14 protein-coding genes are annotated in these 17,464 nt (G+C 63.8%); 11 read left to right on the top strand and 3 right to left on the bottom strand.

Annotated features, from left to right (window positions below; genetic code table 11):
• The first annotated feature begins 3 nt into the window (after positions 1-3).
• From AC5RU3_RS13555 to AC5RU3_RS13585, 7 genes are all read left to right on the top strand, one after another.
• Entirely contained in the window at positions 4-1,125 is a 1,122-nt protein-coding gene (locus AC5RU3_RS13555; RefSeq protein ID WP_309071935.1) for an aldose 1-epimerase family protein, read from the top strand.
• 103 nt (positions 1,126-1,228) lie between these two features.
• Positions 1,229-2,497: a CaiB/BaiF CoA transferase family protein gene (locus AC5RU3_RS13560; protein ID WP_493965894.1), complete on the top strand. Its 1,269-nt coding sequence runs from the start codon at positions 1,229-1,231 to the stop codon at positions 2,495-2,497.
• Positions 2,494-3,648 carry a hypothetical protein gene (locus AC5RU3_RS13565; RefSeq protein WP_493965895.1) on the top strand — a complete coding sequence of 385 codons (1,155 nt, stop codon included), beginning with the start codon at positions 2,494-2,496 and terminating at the stop codon, positions 3,646-3,648. Before AC5RU3_RS13560 ends, AC5RU3_RS13565 begins: the two co-directional genes overlap by 4 nt.
• Before the next feature lie 2 nt (positions 3,649-3,650).
• Positions 3,651-4,442, top strand: a complete 792-nt coding sequence (locus AC5RU3_RS13570; protein WP_309071932.1) for an enoyl-CoA hydratase/isomerase family protein — start codon at positions 3,651-3,653, stop codon at positions 4,440-4,442.
• A 57-nt stretch (positions 4,443-4,499) separates the two neighbouring features.
• Positions 4,500-5,720 (top strand): fumarylacetoacetate hydrolase family protein, encoded by a 1,221-nt coding sequence (locus tag AC5RU3_RS13575; protein WP_309123965.1) that lies wholly within the window; start codon positions 4,500-4,502, stop codon positions 5,718-5,720.
• The gene (locus AC5RU3_RS13580) at positions 5,717-6,832 is read left to right on the top strand and encodes a LacI family DNA-binding transcriptional regulator (RefSeq protein ID WP_458116519.1); all 1,116 of its coding nucleotides are present in this window, start codon (positions 5,717-5,719) and stop codon (positions 6,830-6,832) included. The genes AC5RU3_RS13575 and AC5RU3_RS13580 overlap by 4 nt, the downstream gene beginning before the upstream one ends.
• A 48-nt stretch (positions 6,833-6,880) precedes the next feature.
• Positions 6,881-8,443: an aldehyde dehydrogenase family protein gene (locus tag AC5RU3_RS13585; protein WP_493965896.1), complete on the top strand. Its 1,563-nt coding sequence runs from the start codon at positions 6,881-6,883 to the stop codon at positions 8,441-8,443.
• A 62-nt stretch (positions 8,444-8,505) separates the two neighbouring features.
• On the opposite strand, the gene AC5RU3_RS13590 is transcribed toward AC5RU3_RS13585, so the two are convergent.
• Complete coding sequence (locus AC5RU3_RS13590) at positions 8,506-9,156, bottom strand: SDR family oxidoreductase (protein WP_309072384.1); 651 nt, start codon at positions 9,154-9,156, stop codon at positions 8,506-8,508.
• 204 nt (positions 9,157-9,360) lie between these two features.
• Here AC5RU3_RS13590 and AC5RU3_RS13595 point away from each other — a divergent pair, with 204 nt between their 5' ends.
• Positions 9,361-10,404, top strand: coding sequence for a matrixin family metalloprotease (locus tag AC5RU3_RS13595; RefSeq protein ID WP_493965897.1), 1,044 nt, complete (start codon positions 9,361-9,363; stop codon positions 10,402-10,404).
• A gap of 10 nt (positions 10,405-10,414) precedes the next feature.
• On the opposite strand, the gene AC5RU3_RS13600 is transcribed toward AC5RU3_RS13595, so the two are convergent.
• The gene (locus AC5RU3_RS13600) at positions 10,415-11,353 is read right to left on the bottom strand and encodes a LysR substrate-binding domain-containing protein (RefSeq protein WP_309123968.1); all 939 of its coding nucleotides are present in this window, start codon (positions 11,351-11,353) and stop codon (positions 10,415-10,417) included.
• Positions 11,354-11,622: 269 nt separating this feature from the next.
• On the opposite strand from AC5RU3_RS13600, the gene AC5RU3_RS13605 reads away from it, so the two are divergent.
• The 3 genes from AC5RU3_RS13605 (at position 11,623) to AC5RU3_RS13615 (ending at position 16,379) form a co-directional block, all read left to right on the top strand.
• Positions 11,623-15,201 (top strand): proline dehydrogenase family protein, encoded by a 3,579-nt coding sequence (locus tag AC5RU3_RS13605; RefSeq protein WP_493965898.1) that lies wholly within the window; start codon positions 11,623-11,625, stop codon positions 15,199-15,201.
• A 118-nt stretch (positions 15,202-15,319) separates the two neighbouring features.
• Positions 15,320-15,583 carry a hypothetical protein gene (locus tag AC5RU3_RS13610; RefSeq protein WP_493965899.1) on the top strand — a complete coding sequence of 88 codons (264 nt, stop codon included), beginning with the start codon at positions 15,320-15,322 and terminating at the stop codon, positions 15,581-15,583.
• Between the two features lie 133 nt (positions 15,584-15,716).
• The gene (locus AC5RU3_RS13615) at positions 15,717-16,379 is read left to right on the top strand and encodes a class I SAM-dependent methyltransferase (RefSeq protein ID WP_493965900.1); all 663 of its coding nucleotides are present in this window, start codon (positions 15,717-15,719) and stop codon (positions 16,377-16,379) included.
• Positions 16,380-16,420: 41 nt separating this feature from the next.
• On the opposite strand, the gene AC5RU3_RS13620 is transcribed toward AC5RU3_RS13615, so the two are convergent.
• The gene (locus AC5RU3_RS13620; protein ID WP_493965901.1) at positions 16,421-17,455 is read right to left on the bottom strand and encodes a copper resistance D family protein; all 1,035 of its coding nucleotides are present in this window, start codon (positions 17,453-17,455) and stop codon (positions 16,421-16,423) included.
• Between the last annotated feature and the right edge of the window lie 9 nt (positions 17,456-17,464).

Consider the following 17,464-nt stretch of genomic DNA (forward strand, 5'->3'; position numbering starts at 1 on the left):
CGCATGAACATTTTTGGCAGAGAAGTATCGAGGGTAGAGCTCGCAGAGCGCACCGGGGATCTGTCAGCAGTGGCTGGAATTCGCCAGGTCGTGCTGGACAACGGCGTGGAGCGAGGAGTACGGGCGATCGACCTTCGCACCGCCGCGGGCCTCGAGATCGAAGTACTCGTTGACCGCGCTTTCGACCTGGGCTCGGCACGGTATCGCGGCGTGCCGCTGGGTTGGCGCTCAGGAAACGGCTTCCGGCACCCCGGCCTGCATGAACACAATGACGAGGGCGGTCTCTCCTGGCTCCGCGCACTCGACGGGCTGCTCGTGAGCGGCGGGTTGGACCACACACTGTTCGGCGGTGAAGTCGATGCCACGGGCTACGCCTACCCGCCCAAACAGAAGGTCTCACACGGCCTGCACGGCCGCCTGACAGCAATACCGGCCCGCCTGCTGGAAGCGCGTGAGGTCATCTCGGACGACGGGGCCTCCGTCCTTCGGGTAGTAGGCGAGGTAGTTCAAGCCACCTCCTTCGGCGAACACCTGCGCCTGACCCGCAGTATCGAAGTGGACTTCGACGGCCGCGAGATCCGGCTGCACGATGTCGTGGACAATCTCGGATTCGAGCGAACACCGCACATGTTCCTCTACCACCTGAACTTCGGCTGGCCGTTGGTCGACGAGGGCACCGAATTTGTGGCCGCTATCGACTCGACTCTGTGGGCCTCCGATTCCGTTTCGTCCCAGGCGGTCTCCTACCGGAAACTCCCCCAGCCCCAGAAAGGCTTCGTTGAGCAGGTATTCGAGCACGAACTCATTGCCGATGACACGGGCCGTCATCGTGTTGCACTGCTCGCGGCTGACAGCGGTTTTGGCGTCGAGGTGTCGTGGGAAGCAGCAGGGATGCCGCACTTCTTCGAGTGGCAGAACCTGCGCAGCGGTCAATACGCCATCGGTTTGGAGCCCTCCACGCATCACGTGAGTGGCGACGCAGCGGCCCGCGATGACGGCTCGATGATCTGGCTCGAGCACGGAGAATCCCGTGACTACCGCACCACCATCCGCGTCCTCGAGGGTGAGAACGCTGTGGATTCAGTGCGCAGCACCATCCGAGCGGTTGGCGACCAACCCGAGTAGTCCACCGCCGGCACTGAATATAACTTCACACTCAGGGACACACCGTCGATCTCCGATTGACCGACGGATGCTTGGCCCCCCCCCCCGAAATAGAGGAAGCACAATGAGTAACCCAATAGACGACGATGCGCCGGAAGTGCTTTCGGGTATCCGTGTGCTCGACTGCTCAATCGCCATGGCAGGACCCTTCGCCGCACAGCGACTGGGCGATCTCGGCGCTGACGTGATCAAAGTCGAGCCAACCACCGGAGAATGGCAGCGCCATGCCGCGGCCGGTGGAGCAACAGGAAACCGAATCAACGTTTCATTCCTGTCGCTTAATCGGAACAAGCGTTCCATTGCGGTGGATCTGAAATCGCTTGAGGGCAAGGACATCATCTACGACCTCGTCAAGACGTCCGACGTGTTTCTCCAGAACTACCGGCCCGGCGTTGCAGCCCGACTGGGTGTGGACTACGAAACGATCAAGGCAATCAATCCGGGCATCATCTACGTGTCGATCTCCGGCTACGGCGAGGACGGCCCCTACCGGAACCGGCCCGGGCAGGACCTGCTGCTCCAGGCGATGAGCGGTGCAATGCTCTCCGCGGGCCGCCACGGCGAACCTCCAGCAGCGGCGGGTCAGTACCTCGTCGACGCCGTGACGGCGTCAACTGCCTTCGAGGGGGTACTGGCCGCCCTCTTCCACCGTGAGCGCACAGGTGAAGGCCAACTGGTTTCGGTCAACATGCTCGATGCGATCACCACCTTGCAGATGCAGGAACTGTCGGTCTTCACGGTGGGGAAGGTTCCGCAGACACGTGGTGCACAGCCCCACGCTCACGTCTACATCCGGGCACCCTACGGCACCTTCTCGACGTCGGACGGTTTCATAGCGCTTGCCATGCCGGACCTTCACCTTCTGGGAGATGTCATCGGTGAGCCTTCTTTCCTGGGGATGGACTCCGAGACCGACAGTTGGACCAGCCGCGACGAAATCTTCGAAAAGACGGCCGCGCGCCTCATTACCCGCACCAGCGCCGAGTGGCTCGAGCTTCTCAGCGCCGTGGGCATTTGGGCCGGCCCCGTCTACGACTACCAGGATCTGATTGATGATGAACAGATCGAGCACAACGGCACCTTCATCGAGTACGAGCACCCCACCGAGGGTCTGGTCAAAACTCCAGGATTTCCCTACCGGCTGTCCGCGACGCCTCCGCGGATTCACCGGGGCGCTCCGGTCGCCGGCGAACACACGCTGGAGATCCTCACTGAACTGGGCATGGCAGAGACCCGCGCGGCCGAACTGATCGATGCCGGTGTTGTAGCCGAGGACGGACCTGTCAGCGCGGGCCAGTCCCCCGTTTCAACCGTGGGCCGAGGGTCGGCGTGAACACCTATCGAGGCATCACGTGGGACCACCCCCGCGGCAAAAATGCACTCCTGGCCGCCGCGCGGGAAGAGCAGCGCCGCGACACCGGGTTCCGCCTCGAGTGGTCAGCGCATTCCCTTGAAGGCTTCGAGTCGCACCCTGTCGATGATCTGGCCAGGAGGTACGACCTCATCGTCCTTGACCATCCGCACTTGGGTGAGGCAGTCGAGCATCAATCCCTGACTCCCCTGGACACGGTGTTCGGACTGGAACGTCTCGAGCAGTGGTCCCGCCAGGCCGTCGGACCCACCTTTGACTCGTACTACCTGAACGGGCACCAGTGGGCGCTTCCGCTCGATGCTGCAACCCAGGTTGCAGTGCGCAAACCTGACCGCGTACCGGACGCTCCGGTTACCTGGAACGACGTCGAGGACATCTCGACCAAGGTTCCGACAGCCCTCTCGCTTGCCGGACCGCATGCGTTTCTGACCTTTGCCTCCATCTGCGCCGCCTACGGTGCACCACTGAGGGACGCCTACGGGGCTGACGCGGGCGACTCGATGACTGAACTGGTAGCGGATGACACGGCCATCCCCGTCCTGGAACTCATGCGGTCAATTAGCTCGCGCGCTCCAGAGGGTTCACTCACCCAGAACCCGATCAGCCTGCTCCAACGCATGACCGACACCGACGACATTGCGTTCTGTCCGCTCGTGTACGGCTACGTCAATTACTCGTCTCCGTCCCTGCGCTTCTCGGATGCCCCCAGCGCCGTCGCTGGCGGTCGCCACGGATCGACCATCGGAGGCACCGGACTCGCCATCAGTGCGCGCACCCAAGTTACCCCTGCACTCATCAGACATGTCGAGTGGCTGATGAGCGCCAGCACTCAGCGCAGTTTCATTCCCCAGCATGACGGCCAGCCGTCCAGCCGGGGTGCTTGGGTGGACGATGAGGTCAATCGTGCATCTGAGGGTTTCTACCGCTCCACTCTCGCCACGATCGAAGACTCCTGGGTACGGCCCCGGTTCCCGGGCTACATCTCCTTCCAGTCGAGCGCTTCAGCAATCATTCGGGCGGTGGTCGCCGGGCATGAGCGTGCGGAAAGCGGCCTCGCCAGCCTGCGCGCCGGGTTCGTCAACGCGCTGCCCGTAACCACAGAAAGGGTCTGACCATGCTGTCCCCCATCGAGCTGGAAACCGAGGAGATCATTGTCGATCGCTCGGACTACGTCGCCACCATCACGCTGAACCGCCCACAGAAGCTCAATTCAGTCACGCAGGATATGTCGGACTCGCTGGTCGCGGTGGCCGAATGGGCCAATGAGAGCGATGAAGTGCGCGTTATCATCCTGACCGGAGCCGGAGGACGATCCTTCTGCGCCGGGTCTGACATCCGGCAGTTGGACAAGTACGCCACGCCCTGGGATTTCCGGAATCGCGCGGACTACTGTGATGCGCTTCGCCTCCTGCGCAAGCCTGTCATTGCGGCGGTCAATGGATACGCGTTTGGCGGAGGCCTGGAGACAGCCATGTCCTGCGACATACGGATTGCTTCAACAGCGGCGTCCTTCGCTGCCCCCGAGGTCAAACTCGGATGGATCGGAGGAGGCGGGATGAGTACGTTCCTGGCACATTCGGTGGGATCGAGTAACGCCGCGCTCATGCTGATGACGGGCGAACCGATCGACGCCCAGCAGGCGCTGGCCTGGGGCCTCGTCTCCGAGGTGGTCGACCCTGATGCCCTGCTCCCCCGAGCGGCCGAAATCGCCGCGATCATCGCATCACGTCCGCCGATCGCTGTAGAAACAGCCAAGGCGAACCTGCGCGCCGCGTACAACCTGCCGCAGGACCAGGCAATCGCGTATGAGCGGGATCTGCAAACGATCACTTTCGCGACCGAGGATGCGAACGAGGGCCGCGCTGCCTTCGCCGAGAAACGGCAGGGAAATTTCCGACGCCGGTGAACCAGTCCCAGACACCCCGCACCTAACACCATGCCAGAGCAGATACACGGAGACATGATGAGCATTAAGAAAACAACCGGCAGTAACAATGCGCTGAAGCGGCCGGGTACATCATTCCTTGGTGCAGCCAGCCGGACGCTGCCCGAGGACGGGTACGCGGGAACACTTGTCGGTCGGGTCTGGGATCCGGCGGTAGCGGGCCCCTCTCCTGTCATCCTCCTTGAGGACGGCGTCTTCGATCTGTCAGCTTCCTTCCCAACTGTCAGCGAGCTTTCCGAGCACCCTGATCCAGTTGCCGCTGCACGTGCTGCCGCGGGGGCACGACTCGGTGGCCTTGATGAGATCTACGAGAACACCGTTGCCCGTTCCGGTTCGGGACCGCGTTTCCTCGCGCCGGTTGACCTGCAGACGCTCCGGGCAGCAGGCGTCACCTTCGCAGTCTCCATGATCGAGCGGGTCATCGAGGAGCGCGTTCGTGGAGACATCGAAGCCGCAGCCAGGATGCGCGAGAAGATTCTGGCGGAAATAGGCACCGATCTCCACGAGATGCGTCCGGGTTCTGCAGAGGCCGCGGGGCTCAAGAGCTATCTCGTAGCGGAAGGGCTCTGGAGCCAGTACCTCGAAGTGGGAATCGGCCCTGATGCCGAAATCTTCACCAAAGGACCAACGCTCTCTGCCATGGGCACGGCGGCCCAGGTGGGAATCCTCTCCACATCGTTGTGGAACAACCCCGAGCCCGAGGTCGCAATCATTATCGATTCACGGGGACGCGTCGTGGGCAGCACCCTGGCCAACGATGTGAACCTCCGGGACGTGGAAGGCAGAAGCGCGCTCCTGCTGCCCAAGGCCAAGGACAACAACGCATCCTGTGCCCTGGGACCCTTCATCCGGCTCTTCGATGACTCATTCGACCTGGACTCCGTCCGGCAGATGCAGGTGAACCTCGAGATTGATGGTCCTGACGGCTTCCACCTTGATGGAACGTCGGAAATGGCGCAGATAAGCCGCGACCCGCTGGACCTCGTGGGGCAGCTCATCGGCCCACAACACCAGTACCCGGACGGCGCGGTGCTGATGCTGGGAACAATGTTCGCGCCCATTGTCGACCGGGATACCAAGGACCACGGGTTCACCCATAAACGGGGCGATGTGGTTAGGATCTCTTCCCGCGAACTCGGTACGCTTGTCAATTACGTCGAGGAGAGCGAGAGGTGCGAGCCGTGGGAGTTCGGAATCGGCTCTCTGATGCGCAATCTCGCCAGCCGGAACCTGCTGTGACCAACACAGGAACGTCGGCAGCGATAGACGCTCAATCTGATGCAGATCGGGCCGACGCTGAGGGGTCGGCAAGCGAAGCCGGCAACCACCGGCAGACGCGGCGCTCAACCAACACGGTGACGCTGTCGGATGTTGCCCTTCATGCGGGCGTATCGCCCCAGACTGTCTCCCGTTCCATCCGTTCTCCGGAGCTGGTCTCGAAGTTCACCCTCGAACGGGTGCGGCAGTCCATCGAGGCCACTGGTTATGTGCCGAACCTTGCAGCGAGCAATCTCGCGTCGAACCGCAGCATGACGGTCGCAGCGATCATCCCGGCCATCTCGGCGTCGGTGTTCGCGGATGCGCTGCACGGGCTCGACGAAGTCCTCGCCCCAGCGGGATACCAGCTGTTCATCGGTTCCACCGACTACCGTCCGTCCCACGAGGAAGAACTTGTGAGGGCGTTCCTAGGACGCCGACCAGACGGCATTTTCATTGTGGGCACCGACCATTCACCCGTGACTGCTCATCTGCTTCGGGAATCACAGGTTCCCATCGTCGAAGCCTGGGACTTGACCGAGAATCCCATTGACAGCCTCGTCGGATTCTCGAACGGCGATGCCCTACAGGCCATCGTCGACTTCACTGCTCAGCGAGGTTACAGGCATCCTACTTTCGCTGGTTCATTCCAGAGCGGCGACTTTCGTGCCGTTGCCCGTAAAGCCAGTTTTGAAGACGCGGTGCGAAGGTTATATCCGGACGAACCGATACGAGTGGTGGATTCGGGGGGTTCGAAGGTTGACTTCGAATCGGGCCGGCAACTCCTGGACGTGACGCTCCGAGTACACCCCGAGACAGATGTCCTGATGTTCGCCAGCGACGTCTTTGCAGCCGGTGCCATCCTCGAATGTGCGCGCCGTGGCATCAGGGTTCCCGATGACATCGCCATCACCGGTTTCGGTGATTTCGAGATCGCTCGGCACCTGGTGCCCACGCTCACTACGGTCGCTGTGCCCAACCGTGAGATCGGGACCACCGCAGGTCAACTGCTTCTCGGACGCATGATGAACAAGTCTTCGCTCACAAGGAAAGTTGATCTCGGATTTTCCGTTGTTGCTCGTGAAAGCGCCTGAGCCACGCCGCGACGTCGCCGTCCTCCCTCCTCTGACAAGGACTATTGAATGTTGAAGACCACCAATCCCCGCACGGGTGTTAGCGCTACAGTCAACCGCCAGCCATCGACTCGGACCGATGTGGAGGCTGCCGCTGAGCAGGCCGAGATAGCTTGGCGCGAGCTCATGCGGCGAGGACGCGCCTTCCGGGCGGAACTACTGGAAGCAATCGCCACATACGTCGAGGAAGCGCGCGAGGGCCTCATCACTACTGCTGATTCTGAAACAGGGCTCGGGACCGCCCGCCTCAATAGCGAGGTGAGTCGCTCAGTCTTTCAGTTCAGGCTTTTCGCGGAAGCTGTCCGGGAAGGCAGCTATCTCGAAGCGATGATCGACTCCGCCGGTCGGACGCCTCTAGGCGACGCGTCGGATGTCCGGCGCATGTTGGTATCCATCGGGCCGGTTGCCGTCTTTGGATCGAGCAATTTTCCTTTCGCTTTCTCGGTCCTGGGCGGTGACACCGCATCGGCCATCGCCGCTGGCTCGTCCGTCGTAATCAAGGCCCACGGTTCTCATCTTTTGACGTCGCAGCTTTCGCTGGACGTGCTGCAGCAGGCTGCCCGTGCAGTCAATGCACCCGAGGGGACTTTTGGTGCCGTCTTCGGTCAGGAAGCAGGGCTGGCTCTGGTCAAGCATCCGGCAATCAAGGCGGCCAGCTTTACCGGCTCGCTCTTCGCGGCGGAGTCCCTGCAGCGCGCGATCAACACCAGGCCGGACCCGATTCCGTTCTTCGGGGAGCTTTCGAGCGTCAATCCGCTGATTGTGAGCAAAGGTGCAGCGAAAACTCGGGGTGCAGACATCGCATCCAACTTGTTCGCCTCCTTCACCGGGTCTGCCGGCCAGCTCTGCACCAAACCTGGCATTGCGTTTGTTCCGGAGGGTCCCCAAGGACAACTGCTCGTAGATTCCCTGACGCAACTCACCCAGCAAGCCCCTTCACAGGTTCTTCTGAATGACCGAATTCGGACTTCTTTTGCCGAGATCTCAGAAGGGCTTGTGCGCGCGGGGGCAACCCCGCTCGCAGGCATGCAGGATGCCGCCAGGAGCAGGCCTGAAGAACCCGCGGAAGAACCTTCCGATGCTTTCAGCGTCGCTCCGGCTCTGTTGGAGACCCGAGCGTCAATCTTGAGTGCCGACCTTGCCGAGGAGTGCTTCGGCCCGCTCATCGTTATAGTCCGCTATACCTCACTCGATGAAGTCGCTGAGGCGTTCACGCACATCCCGAAGTCGCTGACAGCTACCCTGCACTTTGAAGAAGACGAGGACGATGTGCTGTCCCGGCTGCTTCCCACCCTGCAGGACAACGCGGGGCGGATTGTCTTCAACGGCTACCCGACGGGCGTTCGCGTTACCTGGGCTCAACATCATGGCGGTTCGTGGCCATCCACCAACTCACAGCACACATCGGTGGGCGTAACCGCTGTGCGGCGTTTCCTTCGTCCAGTGGCCTGGCAGAACGCTCCCGCAGCAGCGCTGCCCGAGGAACTGCGCGACGATTTCACAGCAATCCCCCGGCGTGTCAATGGGGTCCTTGCCCTTTCGGAGAAGGTGACGGTCCTCTCGGGCACGTGAAACACCGCTGCCCCCGCAGCAAAGAATGCGAGGGCAGCGGACGAGCAACGACGACGACGGCGCTAAACCACCTCGAGCGCCTCCGCAATCGGCGTCTCGCCAGTGTTGAACTGGATGAACTTCCCCACCGTCCCGGGGTTGCTCAGCACGGCCGCAGCGACCTGAGCCACGTCCTCACGCGCAACCGAATCCTGCTGCGGCTCGCTCGAAACCTCGATCGACCCCTTGCCCGGATCGGTCGTGAGCGCGCCCGGACCGAGAATCGTCCACGCCAGATCCGTTCCGCGCAGGTACTCGTCCGCAGCTGCCTTCGCCTCTGCATAGTGGAAGAACCCGGTATCCTCGGGCACGCCGTGATCCTTCCGCGCACCGATGTAAGAGACCATCACGTACCGGTCAACGCCGGCTTCCTTCGCCGCATCCATGGAACGAATCGCCGCATCCCGATCGATCGCATAGGTATCCTCCGGGCTGCTTCCGGCAGCCCCAGCCGACCACACCACTGCGTCATGCCCACGCACGACGTCGGCCAGCTCGCCGACCGACAGCTGCGTTACATCCGCGACGACGGGCTTGCCGCCCGTTTCTTCCACGTCGCCGGCATGATCCGGGTTGCGGATGATCGAACTCACCTCATGACCGGCACCGGAAAGAATCCGGGACAGGTGCAGCGCCACCTTTCCGTGGCCTCCAATAATGGCAACTCGTGACATGACCGCTCCTTCTCGTTGTGGATGTCTTGTTCGGCCCAACACCGAAGACCGGCTTGTCATTCCACCACCGGTGAGAAGACAACGACGAAGGCTGAGCCCGGCACTCAGCTTTCGGGCAGGATTGCCGCAATTGCGGGCATCTGGCGGTGCTCGTCCAGGAAGCTGTTTCTAGGGATAGAGTCAGACGGAAAGAAGCACACCATCATGGGGGTACTGGACCGCGAGTGGTTCCATAGAGACGGTGCGACGCCATCGAGGGGACAGGCAGACGGGGGGCGTCCGCCGTCGTCGTCGGAATCAGCGCAGGAAGGACTGCGCCAATCACCTTCGGGACGCGTCCCCGAGTGGGCGCTCGAAGAAGCGCTCAACCAACAGCTCCGCTCCTACGCGGCTGAAACCAACGGACGACGACGGAACCGCGACCGGGTAACGCGCCGTCGTCGTCCGCGGTCATCCGCTTTCAAGCTCCGTCTGCGCACCGCTGCGCTGGTCGCTTGTGTTGCTGCGCTTTATCTTTCGCCCTCGTTCCTCGAACGCGCGGTCCTTCCAGACCTGACTCCCCACCTGCCGTGGTCGAATGTCCCCCCTCGCGGAGTGGAGGCAGCCGATGCCCCACTGGGTACGCCCCCGCCATCGACCGGGTCCACACAGTACGCGATGTTTCCCTACGAAGACCTGGGGCAGGAATTCGTCGCCTATGACCCGTGCCGTCCAATCCACTATGTGGTCCGCCCTGACTTCGCACCTGCGGGTACAGACGGAATCGTCCAGGAAGCGGTCGCCGAAGTTGCTGCAGCGACGGGCCTGACATTCGTTTTCGATGGTCCGACCGATGAAGCGCCCAGCCCCGGCCACCGCGACCCCTATCAGCCCGAACTGTACGGCGAGCGCTGGGCGCCTGTGCTCATCACGTGGACGAGTCCCGCAGAAGTGCCCGAACTTGCCGGTGACGTCGCTGGCCTGGGAGGCAGCGAGATCGCGCAGCGGCCGGGGAAACCGATTGTCTACGTCGCCGGTCAGACGATGCTCGACGCACCGGACATGACGCTGATGCTTCAGTACCCGGGTGGGCGGGAGCAGGTGAAAGCGATCGTGATCCACGAGCTTGCGCATGTGCTCGGACTCGACCATGTCGACGACCCGACGCAGCTGATGTACGGCGAGAACACCGGTCAGCTCCAACTCGCCGACGGCGACCGCGCCGGTCTTGCGAAGCTGGGAGCCGGCCACTGCGTTCCTGAGCTCTAGGCCGGTACCCCTAAGTACCGGACTTCCCCGGCGCGTCCAGGCCCAGCGCTGCCGCTTCGGCGGTCAGAGCTTCGCGGATAGCTGCAATAGCCGGATCACCCGCACTCGACCGACGGGCCGCGGTGAAGATCGTGCGCCGCGGTCGGCCAGGCAGCTCCACCAGGCGGGAGCGCTGTTCCCGCTGCGCCCAGACCAGTTGCGGGAGCAACGCCACGGCATTGCCGGACTCGACCAGCCGCACATGCGTCTGCAGGTCCGCGCTCTCAAAACGTACGTCCGGTTCAAACCCGGCGAGGCGGCATTGCTGCTCGGCCCAGTGCCGTGAGGCAGCGCCATGGGGTTCCATCACCCACGGAAGCCCTCCGGCGTCATGCAGGGAACCGACCCGGTGAAAGTCTTCCGGTGCCCCGGCAAGCTCGGTGGGGACGGCAAGCTGAATTTCGTCACGGGTCAATGGGTCGCGGTCCAGCGTCTCGTAGTGCGGAGCGGCGTGTCCCGGATACTGTTCGGCAACCACCAGGTCGAAATTGCGCGCCCACGTCTCTCGCAGAGCCGTCTCCGGTTCGTGCTGCACCATCTTCACCTGAACCAATGGATGCCTTTCGCGGAGGGTGCGCAGCATGTTGGGGATCAGGGCAAGCGCCGCGGTCTGAAAGACGGCCAGGCGGACCGTCCCGGACACGATGGGCCTCGTGACGGCCAGAGCTGCTTCCGCTCGCTCGAGACCATCGAGCAACTCCTCGGCATACTCCACCAGCACCATGGCGTGCGCGGTGAGCTGCAGACGCCGCCCGCTCTTGCGGAACAGCGCTACTTTCGCCTCGCGCTCGAGCAGCGATAGCTGCTGGGACACTGACGACGGGCTATACCGCAGAGCCGCTGCTACTTCAGCGATGGTTCCGCGGATGCTGAGCTCCCGCAGTAGCCGCAACCTATGGATATCCAGCACGTCAACGACCGTTCACTTTTGATGAAGATTACCCGTCGGAAAAGGTAACTTTTCCTTAACTTCCCTCAGCCCCATACTGAAAGTCAAGCCCCTGAAGAATCGGCCAAAGTCGGCAGACGGACCGGGGACTGCTCCCGGGATCTTTCGCAGCACGACAGCTCCCGAACGCGCTTCACCAAGGACCGAGCCTGAGCGGCGAGGTCAACCCCTGAACCTCAATGCCCTCAGCCCGGCCCTGCGCCGAAACACCACCCCCCGAGGAGTACCGTATGACCGCTGTAACAGGCATCAGCACCGAGCTTGTCCGCCCCAGTGACCTCGCTGAGGAAGTGGTGGCGTTGGTTCGCCATTGGCTGGCTGAGGGAGCCAAATTCCCGGTTGACGCCGCCGCCGCTCAGCTGGCCGGGGTGCTGAAGGACCCGCACGGTCTCGAGTTCACGGTGGGCTTCGTCGACGGCGTCATCCGTCCCGAGGACAAGTCCGTTGCTGCCCGGAACCTGAAGACGCTGGTTCCCAAGGTCCCGTCCTTCCTGCCCTGGTACATGAAGTCGGCCGTCGCCGTCGGCGGGCACCTGGCGCCGGTGATCCCCGGCGTCGTCATTCCTGTTGCACGCAAGGTATTGCGCGAGATGGTGGGCCACCTCATCGTGGATGCGACCGATGCCAAGCTCGGCCGGTCGATCTCCAAGATCCGGCGCCAAGGTATCCGCCTCAACGTGAACCTCCTCGGCGAGGCGATCCTCGGCGAGAATGAGGCATTCCGCCGCCTCGAGGGCACCCACAAGCTCCTCGCCCGCGAGGACGTGGATTACGTCTCCATCAAGGTTTCCTCCACAGTAGCCCCGCACAACCACTGGGCTTTCGACGAAGCCGTCACCCACATCGTGGAGACGCTCTCACCGCTGTTCCGCCTCGCCGCGTCATCCTCACCCCGCAAGTTCATCAACCTGGACATGGAGGAATACAAGGACCTCGACCTGACCGTCGCTGTCTTCACCCGTCTGCTCGAGAAGCCTGAGTTCCACAACCTGGAAGCCGGCATCGTCCTCCAGACCTATCTGCCGGATGCACTCGGCGCCATGATGGGCCTCCAGGAATGGGCAGCAGCCCGGACCGCAAACGGCGGCGCACCGATCAAGGTCCGCGTCGTGAAGGGCGCCAACCTGCCGATGGAACAGGTCGACGCCGACCTGCACGGCTGGCCGCTGGCGTCCTGGGGCACCAAGCAGGACTCCGACACCTCCTATAAGGCGGTCATCAACTACTCGCTGACCCCGGAGCGCATCGGTAACGTCCGCATCGGTGTTGCCGGCCACAACCTGTTCGACGTCGCCCTCGCCCACCTCCTGGGCAAGGCACGCGGCATCACCTCGGGCATCGAGTTCGAGATGCTTCTCGGCATGGCCACCGGCCAGGCCGAAGCGGTGAAGCGCGACGTCGGTTCCCTCCTCCTCTACACTCCGGTAGTCCACCCTGCCGAGTTCGACGTCGCTATCGCCTACCTGATCCGCCGCCTTGAAGAGGGTGCCAGCCAGGAGAACTTCATGTCAGCAGTGTTCGAACTGGACAAGAACGAAGCGCTTTTCGAGCGCGAGAAGCAGCGCTTTCTCGCCTCGCTGGCCGCGCTCACCGACACGGTTCCCGGCCCGAACCGGATCCAGGACCGCAGCCGCTTTGACGCCGACGCCGCCCTTGCCGAGATAACCGCTCAGGCGGACCTCGAGACAGGCGCACCCGGTTACGGCGGACCCACTGCCGGCTTCACCAACACCCCCGATACCGACCCCGATCTGCCCGCGAACCGGGCTTGGGGCCGCGCAATCCTCGACCGCGTTCCTTCCTCCACCCTTGGCGAGGCAACAGCGGATCTCCACGAGCTCAGCACCAGCGATCAGCTCGAGGCCGTCGTCGAGAAAGCACTCACCCGTGGTACCGCCTGGGGATCCCTGACCGGTGCCGAGCGCGCCGCGGTCCTCCACCGCGCGGGCGTCCGTCTTGAGGCACGCCGTGCGCAACTGCTGGAAGTCATGGCATCCGAGTGCGGCAAGACCCTCGACCAGGGTGATCCTGAGGTCTCCGAGGCCATCGACTTCGCCCACTACTACGCCGAACTGGCCAAGGAACTGGACAGCGTGGACGGGGCCAAGTTCATCCCGTCGAAGCTGACCGTGGTCACGCCGCCCTGGAACTTCCCCGTCGCCATCCCGGCCGGTTCCGTCCTCGCAGCGCTCGCCGCCGGATCCGCGGTCATCATCAAGCCGGCCCGCCAGGCCCGCCGTTCCGGTGCCGTCATGGTCGAGGCACTCTGGGAGGCCTTCGACGAAGCGGGAATCGACCGCGACGTACTGCAGTACGTCCAGCTGTCCGAGCGTGAGCTGGGCACCGCGCTGGTGTCCCATCCCGCCGTCGACCGGCTCGTCCTCACCGGCGGCTACGAGACCGCCGAACTGTTCCGCTCCTTCCGCAAGGATCTGCCCCTCCTGGCCGAGACCAGCGGCAAGAACGCCATCATCGTCACCCCGAGCGCCGATCTGGACCTCGCCGCCCGCGATGTCGTGCAGTCTGCTTTCGGCCACGCCGGGCAAAAGTGCTCGGCAGCGTCACTGGTCATCCTCGTGGGATCGGTTGCCACCTCGCGCCGCTTCAACCAGCAGCTGAAGGACGCCGCGCAGTCCCTGAACGTCGGCTACCCCGTAGACCCGCGCACCCAGATGGGGCCGATCATCGAACCTGCCAACGGCAAACTGCTCGGTGGGCTCACCACACTCGGTGACGGCGAGTCCTGGGTCCTCGAACCCAAGCAGCTTGATGACTCGGGCAAACTCTGGAGCCCGGGGGTGCGCACCGGCGTCCAGCGCGGCAGCGAGTACCACAAGACCGAATACTTCGGCCCAATCCTCGGCATCATGACCGCTGAAACGCTCGAAGAAGCCGTCAGCATGGTCAACGAGATCGACTACGGCCTCACCTCCGGCCTGCACTCGCTGGACCCGAAGGAACTGAAGTACTGGCTCGACAACGTCCAGGCCGGCAACCTCTACATCAACCGTGGCATCACCGGAGCGATCGTGCGCCGTCAGCCCTTCGGCGGATGGAAGAAGTCCGCGGTCGGCACCGGCACCAAGGCCGGTGGCCCGAACTACCTGGTGGGCCTCGGTGAGTGGAAGGACACCCCGGTCCGGGCGGTCACCGAAGCCCCGCTGTCCTCTCCGGCCCGGAAGTTCCTCACCGCAGCCGCCGACGCCGTCAGCACCGGCGACATCACTCCGGCTGATCGGGCATGGCTCGAATCGGCACTGGCTTCCGACGCCGTCGCCTGGCAGACCGAGTTCGGCGCAGCCCGCGACGTCTCCGGACTCCACGCTGAACGGAATGTCTTCCGCTACCGGCCGCTTCCGGTCACCATTCGCTATGAAGCAGCGACGTCCGGGCACGGCGTGGCCGAACTGCTCCGCGTAGCCTCAGCGGGTGTGACCGCCTGGAACGGACGGCCCGAACTCAATGCGCTGACCGTCAGCACGGCAGAGGCGCTTCCCGAGGCTGCCGCACACGCCCTTCGGCAGTCAGGCATTGTTGTGGTGGCCGAAAACGCTGAAGCCTGGGCCGCTCGCGTCAAGGGTTACGCAGGGAAGACGGGCCCGGAGTCGGGGGTTCGCATCCGCCTGATCGGCGCTTCGGTCGCCGAGACAGCCGAGGCCGCCGACGGCAAGCCGGACGTCGCCCTCTACGCGAACGACGTCGTCGCCGCCGGCCGCGTCGAACTGCTCCCCTTCATGCGTGAGCAGGCTGTGTCCATCACAGCGCACCGGTTCGGCACCCCGAACAACCTCACTGGAAATCTCATCTAGTACAAAGCAACACGGGCCGGGTCTGTTCATTCGCACAGCGGGTGAACAGACCCAACGGCGTAGAGTTGAACCCATAATTTCAACCCGCCCGAAACCGACAACGAGGTCAGAATCAGCGATGAAGAAGCACAACCCACACCATCCCGAGCAGGGAAAAAACACCCACACAACCCGCCAGGCCCGGACCGGGGAACACTGCCCCCTCGACGGCTGGTGGGCACCTGCCGACAGCAAAGCAGACCAGCGCTACATCGGGCGGGGGAACGTCCTTCCCGCCTATGACGGGGACCGCGTCACCTGGACACTCGTCGCCACCAGGTCCGGTTCGCGGCAACCGAAATACGCCCTCCCCGGGGCAGGAGCCTTCATTGATAATTTCTAAGGCGCGCACATTCGGCGCCCCCGTTCGGAAGCCTCTCCGGCACGCCTGCGAAGACGGGTGCTACTTCTGCAGTGGCCCCGAAACCGACTGATTTCCCCTTGACGGCGCGGTCCTGCGGCTCCACAGTTGGTCCGTGACCGTTCCCGATCCGGAGACCGAACGAGGACCTGCTGAGCTGCAGCACCCCCGTTTCGCCCGCGCCTATGCCGGGGCAGTCGAGGGTATGAACAGCAGAGGAGGGACGGAGCACCGTCGTGCCCTGCTGACCGGCTTGAGCGGCTACGTGATCGAGATCGGTGCCGGTGAGGGGTCCAACTTCGAGCACTATCCGGCGACGGTCACCGAGGTTCTGGCTGTGGAGCCCGACGATCACCTCAGGGAACTCGCCCGGCGTCGAACCTCTTCCGCACCGGTTCCTGTCCGGGTGGTCGCCGGAACCGCGGAGCACATCCCCGCTGCCGATTACAGCGCCGATGCGGTGGTTACCAGCCTCGTCCTATGCAGCGTCGCGGATCAGGGGGCAGCCCTTGCGGAGGCGCGCAGGGTGCTGCGTCCCGGAGGAGTTTTAGCCTTCTACGAGCACGTCCGGTCTGACCGGAAATTGCTGGCTGCTGTCGAGGACTTGCTGACGCCGCTCTGGCAACGGGCTGCCGGCGGCTGCCACCCGAACAGGGACACTCTGCAGTCGATCACCGCCGCCGGCTTCAAGATCCGGGACAACGAGCGGTTTGGTTTCTCCGTCCAGCCCCTGGCGCCGCCGGTGGCGCACATCCTCGGCCGCGCCGTCGCGCCCTGAGGTGGCAGTCCGTTCGGAAACGCAGTCTCGGTGGGGCAGTGCTATGCAGGCACAGGCGGCTGCAGCGCCACCAGGGCAACTGCCAAACCGTACGCGACGCCCATGATTACCAGTTCACCGGTGACAAGTTTTCCAAAGTCAGCTCGACTGAACGTGTTTCCGTCGAGCAGCCGACGCCGGTGCATGGCCCCGAATGTGATCAGCAAACCCAGCACAAGCACCTTCAGAAGCAGAACCAGCCCATAGGACGACGACGCCAGGGTCGCCAGATCGGGTACGCGCACCAGTGCGCTCATCACGCCGCTCAGTGCTACCACCGTCGCGCAGATCAGGGCGATCCGGCTGAACCGGCGCACGGTCAGGTGCAGAAGGTTGCTTCGAATGAACGCCAACCAGGCGAGACCTGCCAGGCCGCCGACCCACAACGACGCCGCGGCGATGTGCCCGGTCATACTGAACATCGCCAGGCCGTGCCCCGATTCGGAGGCGGCGTGCCCGCCGAGGGCCAGCGTCGTCGTGCCCGCTACCGCGAGGAAGAGCGCCATGCGCAGCGCGGTAAGCGTCCGCGCCATCGTTCCGATGACGGCGCTGGCGAGAAGGAATGCGATCTGCGCGATAAGCGCCCGCCCCGAGGCCAGCTGATCCAGGAAAAGACCGAAGTCGGAGAATCCAGCCTGCAAAGGACCGGCGCCCAGCACATCGAAGTAGGTCAACAGCAGCAGCACGCCACAGGCGACGACGGCGGCAAGCGCAGCTGTGCTCCCTCGCCTGCCCAGCCTCTCGGCTTCCGGCGAGAGTTCGTCGCCGCGTGCGCCCCCCGGCAGGAGCACTCCAACGCAGAGGAGCGCGATGGTGACCAGGCTCGTGAGGTGCACCAGCGCGCGGGCGAGCGGCAGGGTCCAGCCCACCCAGTCGTCCGGCATGCCGTCGTCGAGCACTGCCACCGCGGCAAGCGGAATCAGCGTGACCAGGAGGGAGGCCACGGCAAGCTGGGCAAGGAACCGCCAGGAAGGCACGTTGCGCTGTTTCGCGCTGCGCATGTTCGTGCTGGGCGAGCTGCGCGGAAACACGTGCATGGCTGCCTT

This window comes from Arthrobacter sp. MDB1-55 (genome assembly GCF_059092925.1).